Origin of the sequence: Streptomyces sp. NBC_01450 (assembly GCF_036227505.1) — a bacterium.
GTDB lineage: Bacteria > Actinomycetota > Actinomycetes > Streptomycetales > Streptomycetaceae > Streptomyces.
In genome coordinates this window covers 8960523-8984859 of the sequence record NZ_CP109480.1, presented here as the reverse complement: position 1 = coordinate 8984859, position 24337 = coordinate 8960523, and the positions used below count along the sequence as shown (strand labels likewise).

The 24337-nt window shown below is 69.7% G+C and carries 15 protein-coding genes; 4 read left to right on the top strand and 11 right to left on the bottom strand.

The window, feature by feature from the left end:
- The first annotated feature begins 146 nt into the window (after positions 1–146).
- Complete coding sequence (locus tag OG568_RS39965) at positions 147–785, top strand: SMI1/KNR4 family protein (RefSeq protein ID WP_329535029.1); 639 nt, start codon at positions 147–149, stop codon at positions 783–785.
- 61 nt (positions 786–846) lie between these two features.
- Here OG568_RS39965 and OG568_RS39960 read toward each other — a convergent pair whose 3' ends face one another.
- From OG568_RS39960 to OG568_RS39950, 3 genes are all read right to left on the bottom strand, one after another.
- Complete coding sequence (locus OG568_RS39960) at positions 847–5295, bottom strand: golvesin C-terminal-like domain-containing protein (RefSeq protein ID WP_329535028.1); 4449 nt, start codon at positions 5293–5295, stop codon at positions 847–849.
- A 1329-nt stretch (positions 5296–6624) separates the two neighbouring features.
- Positions 6625–6792, bottom strand: coding sequence for a hypothetical protein (locus OG568_RS39955; RefSeq protein WP_329535027.1), 168 nt, complete (start codon positions 6790–6792; stop codon positions 6625–6627).
- Positions 6785–7135, bottom strand: coding sequence for a hypothetical protein (locus OG568_RS39950; protein ID WP_329535026.1), 351 nt, complete (start codon positions 7133–7135; stop codon positions 6785–6787). The genes OG568_RS39955 and OG568_RS39950 overlap by 8 nt, the downstream gene beginning before the upstream one ends.
- Positions 7136–8198: 1063 nt before the next feature.
- Here OG568_RS39950 and OG568_RS39945 point away from each other — a divergent pair.
- Positions 8199–12470, top strand: coding sequence for a discoidin domain-containing protein (locus OG568_RS39945; protein ID WP_329535025.1), 4272 nt, complete (start codon positions 8199–8201; stop codon positions 12468–12470).
- Positions 12471–12585: 115 nt separating this feature from the next.
- Here the strand turns inward: OG568_RS39945 and OG568_RS39940 are convergent, their stop codons facing one another.
- On the bottom strand, positions 12586–13704 hold the full coding sequence (locus tag OG568_RS39940; protein WP_329536582.1) for a glycoside hydrolase family 6 protein: 1119 nt from the start codon (positions 13702–13704) through the stop codon (positions 12586–12588).
- Positions 13705–13917: 213 nt separating this feature from the next.
- On the opposite strand from OG568_RS39940, the gene OG568_RS39935 reads away from it, so the two are divergent.
- Positions 13918–14592, top strand: a complete 675-nt coding sequence (locus OG568_RS39935) for a DUF5995 family protein (protein WP_329535024.1) — start codon at positions 13918–13920, stop codon at positions 14590–14592.
- Between the two features lie 88 nt (positions 14593–14680).
- Positions 14681–15613, top strand: a complete 933-nt coding sequence (locus tag OG568_RS39930) for an LLM class F420-dependent oxidoreductase (RefSeq protein ID WP_266685192.1) — start codon at positions 14681–14683, stop codon at positions 15611–15613.
- Between the two features lie 42 nt (positions 15614–15655).
- Here OG568_RS39930 and OG568_RS39925 read toward each other — a convergent pair whose 3' ends face one another.
- The 7 genes from OG568_RS39925 to OG568_RS39895 form a co-directional block, all read right to left on the bottom strand.
- Positions 15656–17365: a flavin monoamine oxidase family protein gene (locus tag OG568_RS39925; RefSeq protein ID WP_329535023.1), complete on the bottom strand. Its 1710-nt coding sequence runs from the start codon at positions 17363–17365 to the stop codon at positions 15656–15658.
- Between the two features lie 58 nt (positions 17366–17423).
- Entirely contained in the window at positions 17424–18212 is a 789-nt protein-coding gene (locus tag OG568_RS39920; protein WP_266581041.1) for a carbon-nitrogen hydrolase family protein, read from the bottom strand.
- Between the two features lie 247 nt (positions 18213–18459).
- A complete protein-coding gene (locus tag OG568_RS39915; RefSeq protein ID WP_329535022.1) occupies positions 18460–18840 on the bottom strand; it encodes a DUF742 domain-containing protein in 381 nt (126 codons plus the stop codon).
- A 7-nt stretch (positions 18841–18847) separates the two neighbouring features.
- Positions 18848–19318: a roadblock/LC7 domain-containing protein gene (locus OG568_RS39910; protein ID WP_329535021.1), complete on the bottom strand. Its 471-nt coding sequence runs from the start codon at positions 19316–19318 to the stop codon at positions 18848–18850.
- Entirely contained in the window at positions 19308–21599 is a 2292-nt protein-coding gene (locus OG568_RS39905) for a sensor histidine kinase (RefSeq protein WP_329535020.1), read from the bottom strand. Before OG568_RS39905 ends, OG568_RS39910 begins: the two co-directional genes overlap by 11 nt.
- Before the next feature lie 140 nt (positions 21600–21739).
- Positions 21740–23215 (bottom strand): HAD-IA family hydrolase, encoded by a 1476-nt coding sequence (locus tag OG568_RS39900; RefSeq protein ID WP_329535019.1) that lies wholly within the window; start codon positions 23213–23215, stop codon positions 21740–21742.
- A gap of 44 nt (positions 23216–23259) precedes the next feature.
- On the bottom strand, positions 23260–24336 hold the full coding sequence (locus OG568_RS39895) for an ABC transporter ATP-binding protein (RefSeq protein ID WP_329535018.1): 1077 nt from the start codon (positions 24334–24336) through the stop codon (positions 23260–23262).
- Between the last annotated feature and the right edge of the window lies 1 nt (position 24337).

Here is a 24337-nt window from a genome sequence, read left to right as displayed (position 1 = left end):
CACGCTATACGGTGGCAGCCGGGCCACAACCACCGCTCGACAGAGCTGCCCCACCCCCAACACTTGCTGATCACAGGCGATCACTTGGCGTCTGAATCTATGACGAGAGCGTCATCGGTGCGTGGTGTGGCTCGTAGAGTTCTCGTATGACCGATGATCTGAATGTTGTCCTTGCCCGCCTCGACGCGTGGCTGGAGGCCAATGCGCCCGCGGACCATGCGGCCCTGAACCCGCCCGCCGCGCAGGACGACATCGACGCCATCGCCGACCGTCGGTTTTCTCTGCATCCCGAGTTGGTCATGTGGCTGGGGCGTCATGACGGGGTCGCCGCCGCGAAGGGCCATGGGGGTCCCGGCGTCATTCTTCCTCAAGGCTTCATCCTGCACGCCGCCGAGGGGATGCGTGCCGGTCAGCGGTCGATGGAGGAGGCGATCGCCGAGTGGGTCGACGAGAACGAGTCGGAGGACCCCGATCTGCGGGACATCTACGACGGCGTGTACGGATACGCGTTCCATGCCCGGTGGGTTCCGATCGCCTCGGACATCACCGGAGGAAAGCTCATCGTCGACCATCGTGACGGAGAACGGTTCGGGAATGTGCTCTACGGTCTGCACGGCGGGGACACGGAAGGGCCGGACAAGGTGTGGAACAGCCTCTCGCACATGTTCCGGGACCTTCTCGACGCTCTGACCGGGGGAACGGAGATCCGCCTGCCCGGCTATGCCGATCCGGTGACACCTCATCTGTCCGGCACAGGCGACGATGCCTTCGTGAGGTGGGAGTAGGGCAGAGCGGCGGCCCGAAGCATGATGCGTCGGACCGCCAACCTGCCGAGCGGGTCAGGGATTACGGGTTGACCACGCACACCTCATCGGGGCGGCAGCCCTCCACTCCCGGCGCCTCGATGTAGAAGGCGTCGTTGTCGCCCATGCGCGCCTTGGTGTAGAAGGCCCCGAGGCCCCGGCCCGCGGCCTCGTTCTGCTTCGCCGACATCGAAGCCCGGCCGCACACTTCCTTCCATGTCGGCGCCGGGTACCGGTCGTCGTCGGAGTACAGGCGCCATTTCCCGTCGCTGTCGCTCTTCTGCGCGTACAGCTGGACGCATTCGTCTCCGTTGGTTATGGACTGCCCACCACTCTCCTTCGTCGCCGCGAAGGGATACTCGTCGCACTGTCGGCCGTCCGGACTGTTGGTCGTCGCCTCCGGTGTTGCCTTGGTGGTCGGCGTGTACGACGTGGGGCACACCTTCCCCCTGTTCGCGATCCGCACCGCCTTGTCGATCTCCCGGTGGAGCGGCGTGTTGTGCTCCTTGCTGCCCGGATGCGACGGCAGCTCCTCCCGGAGCAGCCAGTAGTAGGCGGCGGCAGCCGGGTACTTCGCGGTAGTCATGGTGAACGTCGGAATGTGTTTCGCGAAGATGCAACCGGTCGAGTTCTTGACCGACACCCCGTTGTCACACCGGATCTGGTCGAACAGGGAGACCTCCGGCTTGTCGACCGGAACGAGGCCCTGCCACTCGGGGCTGTCCGCCTTGAAGCTCAGGAAGACGCCACGGTCGAACTCCCGGGACGTGCCTTGTGTCGGCGCGGTCCACGTGTTTGCCTTCGTGGCACTTGCCCAGTGCTTGTCGACCAGGCTCGTCCAGGTGGCGTCGCTCCAGCCCGTGGTGTATGTGGTGTCGCAGTCGGGGGTGCAGGGGGTGTCCCAGTAGTCCAGGGACACGGAACCGAGATCGGCGTCCATGTCCACGGGAACGACCGACATGCGTTCCGTGAACGTCGCGCTGTTCGATGTCTTCGTCTCGACGAACACGTTGAACGCCGCGGATGCGGTCTCCACGACGCCATCGGAATCCTTCTTCGTCCAATGGACCAGCGTGGTGAACGCCAGGCAGCCCTCGCGCCGTTCGACCGTATAGGTCTGTGTCAGACCCACTTGAGCGCACCAGGGGACCAGGGGCGTGGACAGAACGTCGGTGGCAGTTGCGGCACGCGCCGTCGCCGGGGGCGTGGTCAGCGGCTCGAACGTGACGCACTGGCGGCCTTGACCGTTCTTCAGGCCCTCGGCGCACTCGGCGTCCCCGGCGAGGGAACGGGACAGCGCACTGGGTACGAGACCGGAAGGAGCCGGCTGTTTCTGCTGATCGTCGTCGACGAAGTCGACGTCTGCGGCGCTGTCGTCCGGATCCGGGAGTTCCAGACCCGCCATCCTGCCGCCGCGCACGTCGAAGTCGCCGGGAACGAAAGCAACCGCGTCCCACGCGATGTCCTTGTCCGCGGTTCCGGTGCTGGTGGTGCTGGAGAGCCTCACTTCGGGCGTCTTGTCGTTGAAGCGGAAGGCGCCGAGGGGGACCCACTTGTTGGACTCGTTGGCGGACTGATCGATCGTGACCTTCTCGGTTCCGAGGGCGGTGACGACCTCGTAGATGGCCTGTTGGGTCTGTGCCCCGGTATCGGGAATGTGCACGTAGACCATGGCCTGCTTCTTGTCCAGGGGACCTTTCAGCTTCCATGTGCCGTCGACGGTCATCTGGCCGCCGTCACCGCCCAGGTGGTCGGCGTCGCGTGCGTGTGCGTACCAGAAGTGGCCCTGGTAGCCTCCGCCGATCTGGTGCAGGTCGGCCTTCGCGTCGTATTGCCCGAGCCCTGGTCCGGTCGCGTTGGGGTCGGGGTAGAAGGTGAACTGGAACGAGCCGTCTGTCGTGGTGGTGCCGCAGCTGCTCCAGGTGTTGGTGCCCGCGGGTACGGACTCGACGACCTTCGCGCCTGCGGGCGCACCGGAGCAGACGGGGGTGCCGTACTGCAGGCGGGTGCCGCGGCCGGGCTCGCTGATCAGGGTCTGGTACTTGATGTTCTCGAAGCCGCAGGTGGTGGCGCAGTCGGATTTCCAGGTGGTGCTGGACTCGTGCCACCAGTACTGCTTGTAGCAGTCGGCGTCGGGGCAGTCGGGCGGGCTGGCCGTGTTGCAGTTGTTCTTGGTGTTGCAGAACGCGTCGAGCGGCGGCGTGGCGTGCGCCCGGTTGTATTTCGCGCTGCCTTGAACTGTGGCAGCCGCGCTGGTGCCGTTCCAGTAGGCGGGGCGGAAGCCGGCGGAGGAGAAGCCGGATTCGCCGGGCCAGTCCTGGCGGCCGGAGGTGGCGTAGGAGTGGCCGGTGTCGATGGACCAGGAGGCCCATCCCATCACCTTTTCCTCGTACGGCCAGTTCTGGGGATGGGCGGCGTCCTTGGCGGCCAGCGGGTCGAGGTCGGTGTTCATGAAGGCGAGCCGGGATGCGGGATAGACGGGGTTGGCGGGGTTGTTGTACCAGCCCAGGCCCCAGTTGCCGTTGGTTGCCTCGTCGGCCTTCTTGTTGAAGCCGAGGTTGTAGTTCCACACGGCGGTGAACCAGTTCTCGGGCTTGGCCGGGTCGTCGTTGTTCACGGCGATCGTCTGGCCGGACTCGTGGACCTCGTTCCACTTGTCGGCGAGGATGTAGAGCGACGCGGCGATGTTGGTGGCGTAGTCGATGGCGACCGCGCGCTGCGTACTGGCCGGGAGGGAGGTTTCGCCTTCCTTCTCGTATCCGGCCTTGCGCATGCCGTCGGTGACCTGTCCGACGCCGTAGCCGCAGTCGGACTTGTCCCAGCGGATGGTCCAGAAGTCGGAGAGGGTGCCTCCGGTCTGGTGTCCGTAGAAGCCGTCGACGGCCGCGAGCGGGCTGCCCATCTGGCCGGGGATCGCTCCGGATTCGGCCTGCCACAGGTTGGACTCCTGGGCGAGGATGCCCAGTTGGACCTGTGCGGGAATGCGCCCGCCACCGGTCAGCGCCGGCTTCGGGAACAGGCCCTGCGGGTCGATCGTGGAGATCCCGGTCTGCGATCGCCAGCCGCCCTGCGTGAGGTAGCCGGAGCGCAGGTTGCCCTGGACGGCCATGTCCACGGCCCATTCGACCTGGTTCGGGGTCGGCTGGAGGGCCTGGGTGGCGACGTCGTTGCGGGGTACGGAGCACCAGCGGTCGGTGTCGATCGGGTCGTTGGCCCGGGAGTCGTCGTCGGCGGTGGTCATCATGCTCATCGTCGACATCTGCGGCTTCGAGGAACCGGTCAGTGCCGGCGACGGCCTGCCGCCCGCGGTGCTGCCGGGTTCGGCGGCCTTCTGCTTCGTGTGCTTGCCCGTGCCCGGAACCGCTCCGGTGATGGTCAGCGCATGGCTGATGTGTCCGGGCGTCACCTCGGCTGCGGGTTCCTTGCTCGCGGTCGCGGTGAAGCCGCGCCCGGCGTTGTTGATGCGGTCGACGCCCGCCAGCACGGCCGGGGACACAACCGGGTCGACGGCCAGGCGTCCATGGGTGGAGACCTCCGCGTCGGGTGATACGCCCAGCGTCTTGATGCCGCTGGACGCAAAGCCCTTGCCGTGGCCGGCCTTGCCCGTGAGGTAGACCGTTCCGTCCGTGCCCTGGCGCAGGTTCATCGCGGCGATCCGGCCGCTCGCGACGGTCGTTTTTTTGCCGTGCGCGTAGGTCTGTACGTTGGCGTCGGTGTCACCGGTGCGGTCGATGTAGCTGACCGTGCCGTCACCGGTCACACGAATACCGTACGGAGCGTGCTTGGTGGCGGCGAGCTTGGCCGTCCTGCCCTTGCGGTCGACGTGGACGAGCCGGTTTCCGGCGGCGGCGACCACACCGTCCTTGGTGGGCACGGCAGAAGTGATCTCACCCTCCGCGGTGGTGTCCGCGACGGTGGTGCCCTTGGCGTTCACCGTGACCAGGCGCGTCTTGGCGTCCCGGAGCGCGGTGAAGACAGCGGTGTGCGTGGCCGGGTTGCACGTGGGGTCGAAGTAGGCCAGCGACGCGGTGAACGGCAGCTTGGTGACGCTGCCGTCATCGAGGTTCACGATCGCCGTGAACGCGCCGCCCATCATCAGGTCCGGCTTGTTGGTGAAGGTGCGGGGAGCGTAGGCGACGGCCGCGTGGTGGTCGTCCATGACGCAGCTGTTGCCGATCCAGGTGTCGGCCGGAAGCTGAGGCTCACTCAGCACCGTAACGGTCTTCCAGTCGTAGCCGGTTGTGCTGTCGGCGGCCAGGAGATGCAGCCCGTCGCTGTCGGCGACGGCCGTCACGGCCCGGTCGGCGGAGGTCTTCCAGCCCTTCCCGAGAACCGTGTCACGGTCCTTCAGTGGGATCGCCGACACGGACTTCTTCTCCGGTGTGATGGCCTGCTTCTGCGCCGACTTCTTCGGCGGGTTCGGTATCGCTGCTTGAGCGGCGCTCGTGGTGAAGGTGGAAGCGATCAACACGGTGGCTGCGGTGATAACCACAGCGGATGACCGTTTCCCCTTTCTCCCTCGTGATGAATGGCGCACGATTTGCCCGTTTTTCCTTTCGGTAGGTTTCCGGTCGACCGATGCAGATCTTGAACCCCTGCGGACCACCCGGAGGTAGCGCCATGAATGCCCGTAGCACGCCGCGAACCGAGCCGGCTCATGCCAGCCACAGCGGCGCCCCCATGATTCGCAGTTGGTAATTGGCGCTGGACGTCACAGGTCCGCGTTCGCCAACCGCGAGGCAGTCTGGTTGTACGTCGCGCTCAGGTTTCCGAAGTACGTGCCGAACCCTTCCGGATTCCACTGGCCACGCGGACCGCTGCAGCTGCTGTTGCGGTAGGAAAAAAGCCCGATAACACCCAATGCGAGCACGACAGTTGAGCCGTACATTTCTTTACTACCGGTCACTTTTGCCCCTAACTCGCTTTACTTCTTCACGCCGCGATGCGGATCTGGGCATTGCGGCACATCGCTTTACCAGTGTGATCAACCACGGCAGACCGGGTCCGAACATCCGCTCGCAACGAAAAACGGCATGGGTTCCCCGCCAGATACTGAGGGTTTATCCCTGGCGCGCGGAACCATCAGCCCGCCGTCAAAGGCATTTGCTGGAGCGGCTGAAATTCCTGGAATACCTTGTTTCCCGTATGCATACGAAGCGCTGTGCCTACGCGGGGGTCAAACGGGCACAGAACCGCATCGGGTTCCGGGTCCGACCGTCAGTGGGGCGGGTCGACGCCGCTCGGAGTGCAGGTAGCCAGGGATTGCCCGGGCATGGGCAGGCGAGGCGGCGCCAAGTAGGGCCGCCACTGTGGCAGTGAACACTGCTTCCGAAGTCTTCACGCGCACAGGCATGTGCTTCATCGGATCGCTTCCCTTCCCCGTTCCGGCCGTCAGATGGAACGACCGGTTGTGTGATGCACTCCGTCTCCCGCAGCTCCATACCCCTGATATGTGTTGCTTGTGGGGTTCTTGTGGCCGCAGGCGGTGCCTAACGTAACGGGGAGGTGAAAGCACGTCCATGGCGAATTCAGCAAATCATCAAGGTAAACTCTGGAGATTACCAAGAAATGCGAAAAGGTGGCGCGCCGCACAGCGGCCTGAGGAGTTGCCAAATGGGCGATTTCACACCATTTTTCGGCATGTTGCTGACGGTGGAGGACGCGAGGGGGTTCCATTTTGACCGCTTCAAGATTTTCACAAGACATGACAGAAAAAGTGGATCAACCGCGAAGAGGGCGCGTTTCGGACTCGACTCCCCACAGGCGTAAGCGAGTTGCACCCTCGACCTTCGACGTTTTCGTTGATCGTCGTTGGGGTCGGTCAGGTGGGTGATGTGGCGTCACCAGGATCCCGGCGTCCGGCGGCGACGTTGGTGTGGCGGGCGGCGCGGAGCTGGTTGATCGCGAAGCTGCGCAAGGTGGCCATGTTCTCCGGGCCGTGTCCGGTGCGGATCGTGGAAGCGTCCTCGCGGTAGGCGGTGTCACGCACAAAACGGAGCCGGTCCTCGATCACCCGCTGCGACCTGATGATCTTCGCGAATCCTCGCGACCTGGGCGGCGTGCGGGAAGTCCACGCCGAGGTCGGGGACGGTCAGGGCCTGTGTCACCCGGGTCTCCCGGCGTCCGTGGCCGGTGGACCGGTCGTAGAACCTGGCCGTCGCCTTCTGCCAGGGCAGGGCGCGCAACCGCTCGTACGAGGCCTTCTGGTTCCGCTTCACGGTGAGGGCGTAGTGGGCTTTCTTGGTCTCCACCAGGAACCGGGCGTCACCGCGCCGGGTGGGCGGGGCGTCGGCGGTCACGGTGACCCCGGTCAGGTCGTAGGGCGCCAACAAGGTGGCGAGGCAGGTGATTTCGTTCGTCTTGTCCGGAGCCCGCAGCCGGGTGACGGTCTGGCCGCTGCGGCGGTGCCATGGCGCGAGCCGCGGGCGCTCTTACCGTCCACGGCCACCGTCCCGCTCCCGTCCGGCTCGCTTCCCAGCGGATCGGCCAGGCCGCCGGGGCAGGTACGCGGAATGACCCGGCGGATCGTCGCCCCACTCGGCGCACCCGCACACCGAACACGGACACGGTGCGGGCCCCGAGCCGGGCCAGAGTGTCCTGCGCCGCGTCCCTGACCCACTGCTCGATGGCCGCGAAGGACTTCGCGTCGGCGACCACCGCCGAGCAGGTGCGACCGGCGAGCTGAAACTCGAGGTCGCGCCGGCCTGCTTGTCCGACACTGGCCCGGCCGACGTAGTCCAGGAACCGGCCGGCAGGGCGCGTGACGAAGAGCTGGGGAATGCGTGGAAGGAGATGCGCGCCACTCTGTGCGATCTCGGACTCGGCGGAATGGGACACGCGCAGGCCGTGCCGGTCGACCAGTGTCCGCCGCTCAACCGGGGAGCGGAATCGAGCGAGCCCTGGACCACGCCGGGGACGAGGACTCGCCCCGTCGGTAACCCACCACCCGCGACGCAGAGTCGCGCAAGATTTTGCGCATCTTGCGTTCACTTGCGGTCTCGGAGCGCAAGCCCGCAACCATCGCCGCATCGCGGACCGGACTGTGCGGGCCCGTAAATCTGACTCCGACGCCCGCCATTTGGCCGCCTCATCGGCTCGGAAGTGGCGCCCGCGCCGCCATCGCTCCTGAGTGATGGGTGCTTCTGGTGAATATTGTGCCGTTCCAGCTGTAGACCCGCCCATGCTGCTCTGCAATATTTCGATGAAACAACGCAAAATCCTGCCCCCCACGGGTGCCCTGATGGAGATCTTCTCCGTCAGGTCGGCTCCTGCCGCCCGAACGCACCGGACCCCGCTCCGCACTGATCGTCCTGCACCTTTCTGCACCACTCCGCTGGAAACGAGCCGCCCTCGCCGCCCCACCGGCGCGCGAGCCTCCGCAGGAAGTGACCCCGCATGACTCGACACAAGCAGAGATCCACAAGGCGGCGCGCAGCGACCGCCGTGCTCGCCTCCGCCGTCATGGTTCTGGGCCTGCCCGCCGTCGGCGCACACGCGGCCGGCGGCCCCAACGCCGCCGCGGCCGCCGTGACCACAGCGGGCAGCACCCGCGGCGTACACGCCGCAGCCAACGTCACCGACGGCGACACCGACACCTACTGGCAGGCCGGAAAGAAGTCGGCCCAGTGGGTGCAGACCGACCTCGGGCGGACCAAGCGCGTCCGCCAGGTCGTGCTGCGGCTGCCCGAGCACTGGCAGACCCGCAAGCAGACACTGGCGCTCCAGGCAAGCGCCGACGGAAAGAGTTTCGCCACGCTCAAGTCGTCGACGCAGTACGTCTTCAGCCCCGGCAACGACAACACGGTGAAGGTCTCCTTCCCCGCGACCCTCGCCCGGTTCGTACGGGCCGATTTCAGCGCCAACTCGGTCGCCGGCACCGCTCAGCTCGCCGAGATGCAGGTCCTCACGACCGCCGCCGCGACACCCAACCTCGCGCAGGGCAAACCCTTCACCGAGAGCGGGCACGCCGACGTCTACGGCGCGGCCAACGCCGGTGACGGCAACCGCAACACCTACTGGGAGAGCACCAACAACGCCTTCCCGCAGTGGCTCCAGGTCGATCTCGGCTCGTCGGTCAAGATCAACCAGGTGACGTTGCGGCTGCCGGGCGGCTGGCCGAGCCGCAGCCAGACGTTCAAGGTCCAGGGCTCGACCGACAACCAGAACTTCACCGACCTGACGGCCTCGAAGGCGTACACCTTCGAAAGCTCCAACGACCAGTCGACGACCATCTCCTTCGACACGACCACCACGCGGTACGTGCGCGTGCTGTTCACCGCCAACAGCGGCTGGCCCGCCGGGCAGGCGTCCGAGCTGGAGGTCTACGGACCGGCGACCGGCGACACCCAGGCGCCCACGGCGCCGTCCAACCTGAGCTACACCGAGCCGGCCACCGGGCAGATCAGACTGACCTGGAGCGCGGCCACCGACGACACGGCCGTGACCGGCTACGACATCTACGCGAACGGTCAGTTGCGGGCGAGCGTCGCCGGGAACGTCCTGACCTACACCGACACCCAGCCGGCCGGCAGCGACATCACGTACTTCGTGCGGGCCAAGGACGCGGCGGGCAACGTCTCCGCCGACAGCAACAGCGTCACCCGCAAGGGATCGAGCGGCGACACCCAGGCCCCCACCGCGCCCGGAAACCTCGCCTACACGCAGTCGGGCAACGACGTGAAGCTCACCTGGCAGGCGTCGAGCGACAACGTCCAGGTCACCGGCTACGACGTCTACGCCAACGGCCAGGTCGTCAAGACCGTGGCGGGTGACGTCACGACGTACACCGACACTCCGTCGGCCGGGGCCACGGTCACCTACTACGTGAAGGCGAAAGACGCGGCCGGGAACGTGTCGGTGGCGAGCAACAGCGTCACCCGGACCGGTTCCGGCGGCGGTTCCGATCTCGCCCAGGGCAAGCCCGTCGAGGCCTCCTCGTACACCTTCACCTACGTCGCCACGAACGCCAACGACGGGCAGATAGGCACCTATTGGGAGAGCGCGGGCGGCGCCTACCCGGCCACCCTCACCACCAAGCTGGGTGCCAACGCCGACCTCGACCAGGTGGTCGTCAAGCTCAACCCCGATGCCGCCTGGTCCACACGCACACAGAACATCCAGGTGCTCGCCCGCGACCAGGACGCGACCGCGTTCACCAGCCTCGTGGCAGCGAAGGACTACACCTTCAACCCGTCGAGCGGCAACACGGTGACCATCCCGGTCTCCGGCGCCGCCGCCGACGTACAGCTCAAGTTCACCTCCAACTCCGGCGCCCCCGGCGCGCAGGTCGCCGAGCTCCAGGTGATCGGCACCCCGGCCGCCAACCCGGACCTCAAGGTCACGGGCGTCACCAACACACCCGCGGCCCCGGTCGAGTCGGACGCCATCAGCCTGACGGCGACCGTCACCAACAGCGGCCCCAGGGCGTCCAAGGCCACCGACCTGAACTTCACGCTCGGCGGCACCAAGGCCGCCACCGCGGACGTCCCCGCCCTCGCGGCCGGCGAGTCGACGACGGTCACGGCGAGCATCGGCACCCGGGACGCGGGCAGTTACCCGGTCGGCGCCGAGGTGGACCCGTCGAACAAGGTCATCGAGCAGAACGAGGCGAACAACGTCTTCACCCGCTCCGACGCCCTCGTCGTCAAGCCCGTCTCCAGCTCGGACCTGATCGCCGCTCCGGTCGCCTGGACGCCCTCCAGCGCCTCGGCGGGCGACGCCGTCGCGTTCACCGTCGCGATCAAGAACCAGGGGACGGTGGCCTCGGCCTCCGGCACCCATGGCGTCACGCTGACGGTCCAGGACGCGGGCGGCGCCACCGTCAAGACGCTCACCGGCTCCTACAACGGCGTCATCGCGGCCGGCCAGACGACCGCACCGGTCGGTCTCGCATCATGGACGGCCGCCAACGGCAAGTACACCGTCAAGACGGTCATCGCCGACGACGCCAACGAACTGCCGGTCAAGCGGGCCAACAACACCACCACACAGCCCTTGTTCGTCGGCCGCGGCGCGGACATGCCGTACGACATGTACGAGGCCGAGGACGGCACGGTCGGCGGCGGTGCCAAGGTCGTCGGCCCGAACCGGACCATCGGCGACATCGCGGGCGAGGCGAGCGGCCGCAAGGCGGTGACCCTCAACGGGACCGGCCAGTACGTCGAGTGGACCACCCGCGCGGCGACCAACACCCTGGTGACGCGCTTCTCGATCCCGGACGGCACCGACACAACGCTCGACGTCTACGTGGACGGCCAGTTCCTCAAGGCCATCGACCTCACCTCGAAGTACGCCTGGCTCTACGGCAACGAGACCTCGCCCGGCAACTCGCCCGGCTCCGGTGCCCAGCGCCACATCTACGACGAGGCGAACGTACTGCTCGGCAAGACCGTCCCCGCCGGTTCCAAGATCCGGCTCCAGAAGGACGCGGCCAACACCTCCACCTACGCCGTCGACTTCATCAACACCGAACAGGCGACGGCGAACCCCAACCCGGACCCGGCCACGTACACGGTCCCGGCCGGTTTCTCCCACCAGGACGTGCAGAACGCGCTCGACAAGGTCCGCATGGACACCACGGGCAAGCTCGTCGGCGTCTACCTGCCCGCCGGAGACTACGAGACCTCCAGCAAGTTCCAGGTCTACGGCAAGGCGGTCAAGGTCGTCGGAGCCGGGCCGTGGTTCACCCGCTTCCACGCACCCACCTCGCAGGAGAACACCGACGTGGGCTTCCGGGCCGAGGCCACCGCGGGCGGCTCGTCGTTCACCGGCTTCGCCTACTTCGGCAACTACACGTCCCGGATCGACGGTCCGGGCAAGGTGTTCGACTTCTCCAACGTCTCGGGCATCACCATCGACGACATCTGGGTCGAGCACATGGTGTGCCTCTACTGGGGCGCCAACACCGACAACATGACCATCGAGAACTCCCGCATCCGTGACACGTTCGCCGACGGCATCAACATGACGAACGGCTCCACGGACAACCACGTCGTCAACAACGACGCCCGGGCCACCGGCGACGACAGCTTCGCGCTCTTCTCGGCGATCGACGCGGGCGGCGCCGACGAGAAGAACAACCTCTACGAGAACCTGACGTCGACGCTCACCTGGCGTGCGGCCGGTATCGCCGTCTACGGCGGCTACAACAACACCTTCCGCAACATCCGGGTCGCCGACACCCTGGTCTACTCCGGCATCACGATCTCCTCGCTGGACTTCGGCTACCCGATGAACGGCTTCGGGACCGATCCGACGACGATCGAGAACGTCTCCCTGGACAGAACGGGCGGCCACTTCTGGGGCTCGCAGGTCTTCCCGGCCATCTGGGCGTTCTCGGCCTCCAAGGTCTTCCAGGGCATCCGCGTCAACGACGTCGACATCGACGACTCCACCTACGGAGGAGTGATGTTCCAGACCAACTACGTCGGCGGCCAGCCGCAGTTCCCGGTGAAGGACACGATCTTCACCGACATCTCCATCACCAACTCCAAGAAGAGCGGGGACGCGTTCGACGCGAAGTCCGGGTTCGGCATCTGGGCCAACGAACTGCCCGAGCCCGGTCAGGGGCCCGCCGTCGGTGCGGCCACCTTCCGCAACCTGCGGATGAGCGGCAACGCGGAGGACATCCGCAACAGGACCACCACCTTCCAGATCAACATCCAGTAGCTCCCGACCGCACCGCATCGAGCGGGGCCGCCCTCCACCAGGGCGGCCCCGCTTCGCGCAGGAGCCGCTGCCGGACTCCGGCACGTCCTCCTACGACCAGGCCGAGGGGCGAGGATCAGCGCGCCAGCTCATAGGCGTACTCCGCCGAGAAGGTCCCCGGCGTGCCCTTGCAGCCGTCCGACTCCCCCGGCAGCTTCACCCACAGATAGGCGTCGATCCCGGCCTGGCCGGTGTCCAGGGTCGGCGCCCGGCCGATCTTCCGGCCCGCCGGATCGCACCACTCCCCGTCGGCCGGCGCGCCGTTGCCGTTGCGGCTGGTGTCGATGACGGCACCCAGGCGCGCGGGGCCGCCCAGCGCGGACAGCACCTGCCGGGCGTAGGTGATCTCGTCGCTCGTACGGTGGAAGTTGGACACGTTGGTGAAGATGCCGTCGGAGGACGTGGCCGAGGCGGCGCCCGCCCGTTCGAGGAGCGCGGCCTGCCGGGCGGCCGGGTTCCAGGCGGAGTGGCCGGCGTCGTAGTAGACGCGGGCTCTGGGATCGGCGGCCTTGAGGACGCGGCCGGCGCGGGCCAGCGAGGCGAAGCGGGCGGCTCGGTCGCTCGCGGGGAGGCAGCCGGCCTGGGCGACCGAGTCGGGCTCCAGGACGACGATGACCTCGTCGTCGCCGAGGCCCGCCGCGAAGTCGTCGATCCAGCCGTCGTACGCGGCGAGGTCGGGCGCGCCGCCCTGTGAGGCCCCGCCGCAGTCGCGCTGCGGGATGGCGTACGGCACGACGACCGGGACCCGGCCCTCGGCGGCGGCGCCCGCGGTCACCGCCCTGACCCGCGCGGTGATGGTGGCCGGCGTGAAGTCGGCGAACCAGACGGCGGCCGGACGGTCGGCGATCCGGGACTCGATGACCGCGCGCCGGTAGTCACCGGGGTGGGCCGCGACCCAGTCCAGGACCTGGGAGTCGGGGTGGCTGTAGAGCAGGGCGGGGGACGCCACGGCCTTCGGCTCCTTCCTGCTCGGCGTGGGCGTCGGGCTCGGCTTCGGGGACGGGGGGTGCGACGACGGGGACGGCGAGGCGGAGGTCGTGGTCGGGGAGGGAGTCGGTACGGCGGGCGGCGGCCGGAGGCCGGGCGAGCGGGTCACCAGCGGTCGGGCGTCGTCGGAGGGGCGCTCGCGGTCGAGGGCGGACATCGTCCCCGTCACCGCGCCGACCGCCATGACCACCGAGGCCGCCGCGACCATGGCGGCGCGCCGGGCCACCCGCCTGCGCTCGGCCCTGCGTGCGGCCAGGCGCCGCGCACGTAAGCCAGACACGTACCGCTCCCCCCGGTTCCCGCCACGTTGCCGCCACCGCCGGCCACATCCGCTCCTCCCGACACGGGCGTGTTCCCCCGTTCCGGGGATGCGCCCGGCCAGGCGTCACTCCGGTCAGCCTAGGACTGGGACCCTGCCGTCATGACGCAGTTGGAACAGTTCACCACCCCCGTGGACGCCGTCGTCTCCCGGATGCGCACCCTCGCGGCGACCCTGCCCGAGCGGGACGGAGTCGCGGTCTTCAACCGCGTCTACCTCACCGTCACGGAGGAGGTCGAACGACGCCTGGGCGCGGGGGAATTCCCGGACGGCGAGGCCGCGGTCACGCTGGATGTACGTTTCGCCGAGCGCTATCTGCGCGTGGCCGAGGAGGGGTCCCCGCCCGCCTGCTGGCGCCCGCTGTTCCAGTTCCGGCGCCATCCCGGAGTACGCCCGCTGCAGTTCGCGCTCGCGGGCGTCAACGCGCACATCGGACACGATCTGGCGCTCGCCGTCGTGGACACCTGTCGTACGCTCCGCTGCGAACCAGCCGATCTGGAGGACGAGTTCGAGCGCGTGGGTGACCTCCTCGTCTCGCTGGAGGAGCGCGTCCGCGAAGATCTGATGCCGGGCCCCGACCTCCTCCAGATCGCCGATCCGCTCACCCATCTGCTCGGCTCGTGGAGCCTGGAGAGGGCCCGCGAAGCCGCATGGTCCGCGGCGCGGGCCCTGTGGGCGCTGCGCGGACTCCCCGACCTCGCCGAGGAGTTCGCCGACCGTCTCGGCAACGTGGTGGGCCTGGCCGGCCGGATGCTGCTCACGCCTCTGGGGGACTGATCCGGCCATACCGTCGCGTACGACCCGTAACTCACCCTCGTACGCGATACGTTCACGGTTCAAATGCCTGATGCGAAGGAGCACGAGCATGGCTGCTCGGCTGGGTCTGAGTCTTCCTCAAACACGCCAGTTCGACATCGGTCGCGACGTCCCGGACGTGGCGCGCACGGCTGAGGAGATCGGCTACGAGAGCCTGTGGGTGTTCGAGCGCGCCCTGTTCCCGGAGCCCGCGACACAGGGGCTGTACGGCGTCCCGAACCTGCCCTGGCCCGACTTGTACCGCGGCGTCGCCGAGCCGCTGGTGACCCTGACGCTGGCCGCGGCGGCCACGCAGCGGGCGCGGCTCGGCACCAGCGTGCTGGTCGCCCCGCTGCACGGCCCGTTCCAGTTGGCCAGGACCCTCGGCACGCTGGACGCGGCGAGCGGCGGCCGGGTCGTGGTGGGCCTCGGTACCGGCTGGTCGCACGACGAGTACGCCGCCGCGGGCGTGGCGCCGTTCGAGGAGCGGGGCCGGGTCCTGGACGAGGTCCTCGACGTGTGCCGCGCGGTGTGGGGCCCGGACCCGGTGTCGTACGAGGGACGGCTGACCAGGATCGAGTCGGCCGTGGTCGCCCCGAAGCCGGCCCGGCCGATCCCGATCCTGTTGCCCGCCTTCAGCAAGAAGGCGCTGACCCGGCTCGTGGACCGGGGCGACGGCTGGCAGCCCGTGGCCCAGGGAGGCGCCGACCAACTCGCCGCCCAGTGGCGGCAGGTGCAGGACTTCGCGGCCGAGCGCGGGCGCACCGAGCCGATCCAGTCGGCGGTACGGGTCAACGCGCGCCCCTCCGCCAAGGCCTACGACGGCGCGGACCGCCAGCCCTTCCAGGGCAACGTCGACCAGATCGTGTCGGACCTGGTGCCGTACGCCGAGATCGGTCTCGACGAGTACTTCCTCGACCTCCAGGACGGCCCGCGGGACGCCGAGGAGCTCAAGGACCTGGCCGCCGAGGTGTACGCGGCGGCTCGGGCGGCCGGAATCTGACCGGCCGCCCCACGAAGGCCGGCCCAGGCGGACCGGCCCGGCTCAGTCCTCGGGCAGTTCCACCGGCGCGATCTCGTCGTAGACGTCGCCGGGCCCGGGGTTGGTCGGGTCGGTCGCCCCGCCCAGCTGGTGCATGACGCCCCAGACCGCGTTCAGCGCGGTCTGCACGGCGCCCTCGGCCCAGCCGGCCGTCCAGGAGATGTCGTCGCCGGCGAGGAAGATGCCCCGCTTGTCCTCGGGCAGCGCGTCCTGCATGAAGTGCGTGAACAGGCGGCGCTGGTAGCGGTAGTGGCCGGGCAGGTTCGCCTTGAACGCGCCCATGAAGTAGGGCTCGTTCTCCCAGGACACGGTCACCGGGTTGCCGATGATGTGCTTCCTGATGTCGACGTTCGGGTAGATCTCGCCGAGCGACTTCAGCATGACCTCCATCCGCTCGTTCGCGGACAGCGGCAGCCACTTCAGGCTGTCGTCGCACCACGTGTACGAGAGGCAGATGACGGCGGGCTTGTCCGGGCCCTCGTCGAGGAGGTAGGTCCCGCGGGTCATGCGGTCGGTGAGCGTCATCGACATGACGTCACGGCCCGTCGGATTTCCCTTGTCGTCGACGGCCTTGTCCAGCCAGAAGGGCCGGTCGACCGGCACGAAGAGCTTGGAGGACTCCATGTAGTGGGTCCGCTCGATCGCCGTCCAGTGGTCGATCGGGAAGAGCGAGTCGTCGCAGGCGATCTTGGAGAGCAGCATCCAGGACTGGGCGGTGAAGATCGCCGCCCTGAACGTGCGGATGTCGCCGTTCGCGTCCGTCACCGTGATCCGGTTGCCCGCGGTGCGGTGCAGCCGGGTCACGGCCGGGCGCGGGGCGCCGTCGTGCAGCTTCGCGAGCGAGGTGCCGTACGCCCAGTGCACGATCTTCTGCGGCTCGCGCTCCCACAGGCGCAGCGGGAGCTGCTGGGAGCCGCCGACGATGCCGCGGTGGTGGTCGTCGGCCTCGGTGTAGACGACCCGGAGGATCTCGAGGATCGAGTTCGGGAAGTCGGTGTCCCAGCCGCCCGTGCCGAAGCCGACCTGGCCGAAGATCTCGCGGTGCCGGAAGGACTTGAAGGAGTCCGAGTCGCAGAGGAAGCCGTAGAAGGTCTGGTTGTCGAGCTTCTCGACGAGCTTCGCCCAGATCTCGCGGATGCGCGGCACATCGCGCTCGCGCATGGCCTGGTTCATGTCGGAGAAGTCGGCGCCCTCTTCGAGGCAGGCGTTCCAGGCGTTCATCACGTCGCGGTAGACCTGCGGCAGGTCGTCGACGGTGGTCGCGTAGTGCGACTCGCCCTTGAGGTCGACGACCGTCGAGGGAGTGGACTGCGCGAGGGGGTTGGGGAACGGCCGGGTCTCCAGGCCCACCAGGTCGATGTAGTGCTGGAGGGCCGTGGAGGAGGGCGGGAAGCGCATGGCGCCCATCTCGGCGGTGAGGGACGGGTCGCACCCCTCGAAGCCCACGGTCCGCAGGCGGCCGCCGATCTCGTCGGCCTCGTAGACGACGGGCCTCAGGCCCATCTTCATCAGCTCGTAGGCGGCCACGATGCCGGACAGGCCGCCGCCGATGACCGCGACCTCGGTGCCGTGCTCGGTCGCGGGTATCTGGCCGAGGCCCGCCGGGTGGGCGAGGAAGTCGTCGTACGCGTACGGGAAGTCCGGTCCGAACATGGTGATCGGCGGCTGCTGCGCGTCGGCGTGCTGGACGGCGGTGGGCACCGTGGACGTCATGGGGTACGGACTCCTTGCGGGAAAGCTGGTGAGGGGAGGCGCCGGAGGCGGCCGGGTGTCAGACGAGCGACCCGTAGAGGCCGGGGCGGCGGTCCTTCAGATACGGGTTCGCCTCGCGCGAGGCCGCGAGGAAGTCGGGGTCGGCGTCGGCGAGGACGAGTTCCTCACCGCGTCCGGCCCGGGTGCGGGCGATCCCGTCGGGACCGGCCAGCGTGGACAGTCCGACGAACTCGAACTCGCCTTCCGGACCGACCCGGTTGACGTACGCGACGTACATCTGGTTCTCGAAGGCGCGCACCGGGACGACGGACTCGGCGACGAACTGGAACGGGTGCATCTGCGCGGTCGGCACGACGAGGAGGTCGGTGCCGGCGAGGGCGTGCGCCCGGACGTTCTCCGGGAACTCGACGTCGTAGCAGATCATGAGGCCGACGCGGAGGCCGTTCAGCTCGGCCTGGACGACGGGCTGGACGCCGGGTGTGAAGTGGTCGCGCTCGAAGCAGCCGAAGAGGTGGGTCTTGCGGTAGTTCGCGAGCCGGGTGCCGTCGGCGGAGATGAGCTGGGCGGAGTTGTGGACCGTCTCGCCCTCGCGCTCGGGGTAGCCGTAGGCGACGGCGACGCCGTGGCGGGTGGCGATCTCGGCGATCGCGTCGGCGGAGTCCCCGTCGGCGGGCTCGGCCAAGCGGGCGATGTCGTCGCCGATCGCGTACCCGGTGAGGAACATCTCCGGCGCCGCCACGAGCCCGGCGCCGGCGGCGGCGGCACGGCCCGCGGCCTCGTCGAGGACCTTCAGGTTCTCGACGACCGAGCCGGGGCGGCCGGAGCTCTGGAGCAGGGCTGTGCGCATGCGTGGTCCTCGCGGGTACGGAGGGGTTCGGGGGGCTGTCTAGACGGTACGGGCGGAGGGCTCGGAGGGACAAGGAGGAGCCGTTGCGTGCCGGTGGACGAATCGTTGCGTGCGCCCGGCCTTCGGCGGCGATTCGTTGCGCGCCCTCGGACAGCGCCTGAAACCCCCTGAGGCGCAGGTCACAGACGTCGTCAAGAGCCGCCCCGACCTCCCGGCCCGGGTCCGGGTTCGGGTCCGGGTTCGGGTCTCACAGCTCGCGCAGTCGCTCCACGATCTCGCGCAGCAGCTCCGGGTCGGCCGCCGGGGCGCCCGGTTCCGGGCGGCGCGGTGCGTCGATGCGCACGAGTCCGGCCTCGGCCAGGTCGCCGAGCAGCACGCGGACGACGGTCAGGGGCAGGTCGGCGTCGGCGGCGAGTTCGACGACCGGCCGGGGTCCGTGGCGCACCAGGGCCAGCAGGGCGGCGCCGGCGTGGTCGACACCCGGCCGGCCCTCGTCCGTCCTCAGGAGGGTGACCCGCGACATCAGATCGATCGTGTGCCGGTCCGAGGGCCGGGTCCGGCCCCGTGTCACGGTGTAGGGCCGCACCATCGACCCGGTCTCGTCCTCGTACCAGTGGTCGTCGGTCACGGCCGGGTCAGGGGCCCGCGGGGTCGGCGGCCGACCGTACGGCGGCGGCCATGTGACGGCCCACCCGGCGGACGAGCAGCGCCATCTCGTGGGCGAGCTGTCCGACGTCCGTCTGCACCTCGCTCAGGACGGCCAGTCGGCTGCCGTCGCCCGCCGGGGTGATGAAGAGATAGGCGTCGTCGAGCATCACCATGGTCTGGCGCACCTCCCCCGCGGCGAAGCGTTCGCCGGCCGAGCGGGCCAGGCTGTGGAAGCCGGAGCAGACCGCGGCGAGGTGCTCGATGTCCCGTCTGCGCATACCGTCCGAGCAGCTCAGCGGGAGGCCGTCGGCGGTGAGGAGCACGGCCTGACGGACGTGCTCGGTCCTCGCCACGAGGTCGTCGAGCAGCCAGCCCAGGTCCGCGCCGGGCGATTCGGGGGTGGTTCCCGTGGGCTGGAGGGCCCGGTCGGAGTGCTCGGGGGTCTGGTCACGGAGCATCGTCGGCGTCCGTCCCTTCCTCGGTGTCGGTTCGCCGCTCGGAGCCGGGCCCGGTGGGCAGGCCCTTGCGGCCGCGGTCGAGGCCGCGCTGGAAGGCGCCGAAGACCGCGCGGACCTCCTCGGGGGTGACCTCGCGCTCCGGCGTCTCGTCGGCGGCCGGGCCCTCGGTGCGCAGCCCGGGGGCGAGGGAGGTCTGCCGGACTCGGGTGGGCAGGGCGGCCGGGCTCGTGGCCGGAGCGCTCTCCGGCGCGGGATCCACGTGCCGCGTGTGTGCCTCTCGCGGTTTCCGGAGGACCGCGGTGCCCCTCGGGGAGGTCCGGGACGGCAGCGTTCGCCGGTCCGTGTCCGGTGCCGGCTCCGGCCGCTCGGGGTCGACCGGCGCGAGGACCGCCTCCGGCAGCAGCACCACCGCGGTCGTACCGCCGTACGGCGACCGGCACAGCGTGACCTCGATGCCGTGCCGTGCGGCGAGCCGCCCCACCACGTACAGCCCGAGCCGGTCGTGCCGGGTCGGGTCGAAGTCGTCCGGTGTGGTGAGGGTGCGGTGGGCCTCCTCGATCTGCTCGGGCTCGAGGCCGAGGCCCCGGTCGTCGATCTCCAGGACGAACCCGCCCCCGGTCCGGCCGGTGCGCAGGGTGACCTGGGCCTGGGGCGGCGAGAACACGGTGGCGTTCTCGACGAGTTCGGCGATCAGATGGACGACGTCGGCGACGGCGTCCGCCGCGACACCCACCTCCGACATCGGCGGGACCACGACGCGCGCGTACTCCTCGATCTCGCTCACCGCGGAGGCCACCACGCGGGCGACGGGTACGGGCCGGCGCCATCTGCGGCCGGGCGCCGCGCCGGAGAGGATGATCAGGCTCTCCGCGTGGCGCCGCATCCGGGTGGTGAGGTGGTCGATCCGGAACAGGTCGTCCAGGACGTCCGGGTCGTCGGTGCGCCGCTCCAGCGTGTCGACCAGTTTGAGCTGGCGGTGGACGAGCGCCTGGTTGCGGCGGGCGATGTTGAGGAGCACCGCGAACAGCCCGCGGCGCAGGGTGGCCTGTTTGACGGCGGCCTCGACGGCCGCGAGGCGGGCGGTGTTGAAGGACCGGCCGACCTGGCCGATCTCGTCGGCTCCCGCCTCCCCGTCGGCCAGGGGTGGTGCCTCGGTGGCGGCGTCCACGTCCTCGCCCGCGCTCAACCGTCGCATCACGTCGGGCAGTTGGCGGTTGGTGAGGAGGTCGGCGGCGTCCCGGAGGATCTCCAGACGGCGGGAGATGCGCCGGGCGCCGCGTACGGCGAACCACAGGGACAGCCCCACGGCGGCGAGTCCGAGCACACCGACGATCGCGGTCTTGGCCAGCTCCCGGTAGGCGAAGGCCCGTCCGCGTTCGGCGGAGTTGACGGCCGAGCGCGTGCACAGCTGCATGTACCGCTTGACCGCCCGGTCGGTGGTGGTGCGCCAGGAGCCCGCCGCGACGGCCTCCCCCGAGCCCCGCGCGCCCGCCCGCAGCAGGGCGTCCTCGCCCCGGGTCAACTCCCGGTACAGGGAACCGCGCTGGAACTCCTCGAAGAGCGCGCGCGAGTCGGCGGGCAGGCCGGGCACATACGTCCGCTCGAAGACCCGTCGGTCCTCGATCGTCGCGGTGAGCGTGTCGTACTGGCGGTCGGTGAGCGATCCGGCCGCCCGCGCCCCGGCGACGAGCGCGTCCTCCCGCGAGACGAACTCCCTCACCCGCACCAGCTCGATGACGACCTGGGCCTCGCGCGCCAGCTGTCCGGCCTGCAGCGCGGTGAGGGCGGACTGGACGTCGAAGCCCGGCTCGACGAGGGCGCCGTACTCGGTGACCGCCCTGTCCCAGGTGATGGCGCGGGACAGCACCCGCTCCCGCAGCCCCTCCAGCCCGTCGAAGGAGCGCAGCACGGCGTCGAGCGCCTGTCGCTGCCTGCCGGAGAGCCGCCCGCGGTCGCCGTCCCGGATCGCCGTGCGCATGGCGGTCACGGCGCGGTCGGTGCGGCGCTGCTGCGCCATCAGGTCGAGGGCCGCAGCCGTGCCGTGGTCCGCGCCCAAGTAGGCGGCCGCGAGCCGCCGTTCGATCTGGATCTGGCCGACCGCCGTGTCCACGGGCGTCCCGAAGTCGTCGTACACCCCCTGGATCCGCACGAGAGCGCGCAGTTCGCCGGTGACGGACACCATGGCGAAGCTCCACAGCACCATGAGGGCGACCACCGGTGCGAGCGCGAGCGCCACGATGCGCGTACGGACCGTGGTGGGACGGCCGAAGGACCAGCGCATGGACTCCCCAGGACGACAGGACGGTCGGGTGGCCGGGCGACGGTTGGTTACCCATCGGTGTTACTCGCTGGTAGCGGGCGCGGATCAACCTACGTGATGGCGCGCCCGTACCGCAATGGTTTCCTGGACCGCCGCTCGGTTCAGACGGCGAAGGTGGTCACGACCGCGGCGTGGTCCGAGGGCCAGTCGTTGCCTGCGACATCGGGCCAGGGTCGCGGCGTGCCGGTGACGAGCGCCCGGGAGTCGAGCACCGTCAGCCCCCGGTGCAGCACGAAGTCGATCCGGTCCTGCGGCTCGGGCCGCCCGCTGCCGTCCTCGTGCTCCACATGGACCGGCGACCAGGTGTGTCCGGGCTCCCGTACGGGGTCGGGGTGGGCCTCGCGGTAGGAGTCGCGCAGGCCGGCCTCCTCGGCGGCCCTGGTCACGGGCCACTCGACGTCCGGCCGGTCCAGGTGCGAGGGGGCGTTGAAGTCACCGACCAGGACCACGGGGACCGCCTCGGTGGCGGACTCGGTGATGCGCCGCAGGATCTCCCGCATCTGCTCCAGCCGGACGCCCTCGTGGGCGATCAGCTCGGCCGCCGGGAGCCCGTCGAAGCGGGCCTCGTAGGGGCCGTACGGGGTGTAGTCGAGGTGGGCGCTCCAGACGTCCACCTCCTGACCGCCGTCCAGCCGGACGCGCACTCCGGTGCCGCCGTAGAAGCCGACGTCCGGGTCGCCGTGGTGGGCGGTGATCGGGTAGCGGCTGATGACGCCGAGGTTCTCGCCGGCCCGGTGGTGGTGCCAGCCGAGTGCCTCGGCGAGTTCCTGTGCCGAGGTGCCGTAGGTCTCCTGGAGGCCGACCACGTCCGCGCCGGTCCCGGCGATGACCTTGAGCTGCTTCTCGCGGTGGTCGTCTACCTTCGTCCCGCCGCACCAGAGGTTCCAGCTCATCACCCGCAGCTCGCGGGGCGCGACCATGGCGCGCAGCCGGGCCGGGGTCACCTCCTCCAGGCTGGTCAGGACGGTGCGTCCGGGTACGGAGGCGATCGGCGCGAGCGAGGGCACGGCGAGCACCGCACACCCCGCGGCCTCGGCGGACGCCACACCCGTCTCGGTGTCCTCCACGGCCACGCACGCGGCGGGCTCGACGCCGAGGGCGCGGCAGGCGGCGAGGTAGGGGTCGGGGGCGGGCTTGGTACGTTCGGTGTCGTCGGCGGTGACGGAGACGGCGAAGTGTTCGGCGCCGAGGGCCGCCAGAACGGTGTCGGCGACGGCGCGCGGCGACGCGGTCACGAGGGCGGTGGGGACACCTTCGCGGACCAGTTCACCGAGGAGCCGCAGGGCACCCGGGCGGGGCACGATGCCGGTGCGGACCCGGTCCGCGAACTCCCGGTGCAGCTCGGTGGCGATCTCCCGAGCCCGGGTACCCGTGAGCCCGCCGAGCCAGGCGGCGGTGTATTCGACGGGCCGGCCGAGCACCTCCGGCTGGTCGGCCCCGGTCAGCGGGCGCCCGAGCCCGTCGGCCACCTGCTCCACCGCCTCCCACCACAGTCGCTCGGTGTCCACGAGCGTGCCGTCCATGTCGAACAGGACGGCCTGGAGCGGGAGGTGGGGGGCGGTGGTGCGGAGGGTCACGGTGCTCTCTTTCACTCGGCTTTTCTCAGTGGGGGATGCGACGGTTACCGCGTGCGCTCGGCCACCAGCACCGGCCGCTCCGGGAGGCTCACGGTCACGGCGGCGCCCGAGCCGAGCCCGGCGGCCTCGTGGGTGGGCAGGTCGGCCTTGACCTCGATGGCGTCCGGGAGCAGGACGGTGACGCGGGTGGCGGCGCCGAGGAAGGCGGTGGCGACGACGCGGGCGGTGCCGACGTCGTCCGCCCGTACCCGCACCGCCTCGGGCCGTACGAGCACATCCACCTCCGTCGCGGCGGGTGCGTCCCCGTCGACGGGCAGCCGCTGTCCGAGCACCTCCACCACGCCGGAGTCCAGCCGCCCCGGAATCCGGCTCATCGTGCCGACGAACTCGGCGACGAAGGCGGTCGCGGGCCGTCCGTACAGCTCGGCGGGCGCGGCGCACTGTTCGAGCCGCCCGGCCCGCATCACGGCGACACGGTCCGCCATGGACAGCGCCTCCTCCTGATCGTGCGTCACGAACAGGGTGGTGATGCCGAGTTCCTGCTGAAGCCGGCGGATCTCCTCACGCAGGGTGAGTCGCACCTTGGCGTCCAGTGCGGAGAGAGGCTCGTCGAGCAGCAGCACGCGCGGACGCAGGGCGAGCGCGCGGGCCAGCGCGATGCGCTGCTGCTGGCCGCCGGAGAGCTGGTGCGGGAACCGCTCACCCTTGTCGGCGAGACCCACGAGTTCGAGCAACTCGGCCGCGCGGGACCGTCGTTCGGCCGTACGTACCTTGCGCATCCGCAGCCCGAACGCCACGTTGTCGAGGGCGCTGAGGTGCGGGAAGAGGCTGTACGACTGGAAAACCATCCCGGCGTCGCGGCGGTGGGCCGGGACCCGGGTGACGTCCTCGCCGTCGACCAGCACCTCGCCGGAGTCGGGGTGTTCGAACCCGGCGAGCATCCGCAGCGCGGTGGTCTTGCCGCAGCCGGAGGGGCCGAGCAGGGCGAGGAGTTCGCCGGGCCGGACGGTCAGGTCGAGGCCGTCGAGGGCGACGGTCGGGCCGAACTCCCGTCGTAGGCCGCGGAATTCAACGGTGGCGGCCTTGGCGTCGGCGGCCTTCTCAAGCGTGGTGACGGTCATG

Coding starts and splice junctions, on each gene's coding strand:
- OG568_RS39965 (WP_329535029.1), top strand. CDS start 147: ATGACCGATGATCTGAATGTTGTCCTTGCCCGCCTCGACGCGTGGCTG.
- OG568_RS39945 (WP_329535025.1), top strand. CDS start 8,199: ATGACTCGACACAAGCAGAGATCCACAAGGCGGCGCGCAGCGACCGCC.
- OG568_RS39940 (WP_329536582.1), bottom strand. CDS start 13,704: ATGGTCGCGGCGGCCTCGGTGGTCATGGCGGTCGGCGCGGTGACGGGG.
- OG568_RS39935 (WP_329535024.1), top strand. CDS start 13,918: ATGACGCAGTTGGAACAGTTCACCACCCCCGTGGACGCCGTCGTCTCC.
- OG568_RS39930 (WP_266685192.1), top strand. CDS start 14,681: ATGGCTGCTCGGCTGGGTCTGAGTCTTCCTCAAACACGCCAGTTCGAC.
- OG568_RS39925 (WP_329535023.1), bottom strand. CDS start 17,365: ATGACGTCCACGGTGCCCACCGCCGTCCAGCACGCCGACGCGCAGCAG.
- OG568_RS39920 (WP_266581041.1), bottom strand. CDS start 18,212: ATGCGCACAGCCCTGCTCCAGAGCTCCGGCCGCCCCGGCTCGGTCGTC.
- OG568_RS39910 (WP_329535021.1), bottom strand. CDS start 19,318: ATGCTCCGTGACCAGACCCCCGAGCACTCCGACCGGGCCCTCCAGCCC.
- OG568_RS39905 (WP_329535020.1), bottom strand. CDS start 21,599: ATGCGCTGGTCCTTCGGCCGTCCCACCACGGTCCGTACGCGCATCGTG.
- OG568_RS39895 (WP_329535018.1), bottom strand. CDS start 24,336: ATGACCGTCACCACGCTTGAGAAGGCCGCCGACGCCAAGGCCGCCACC.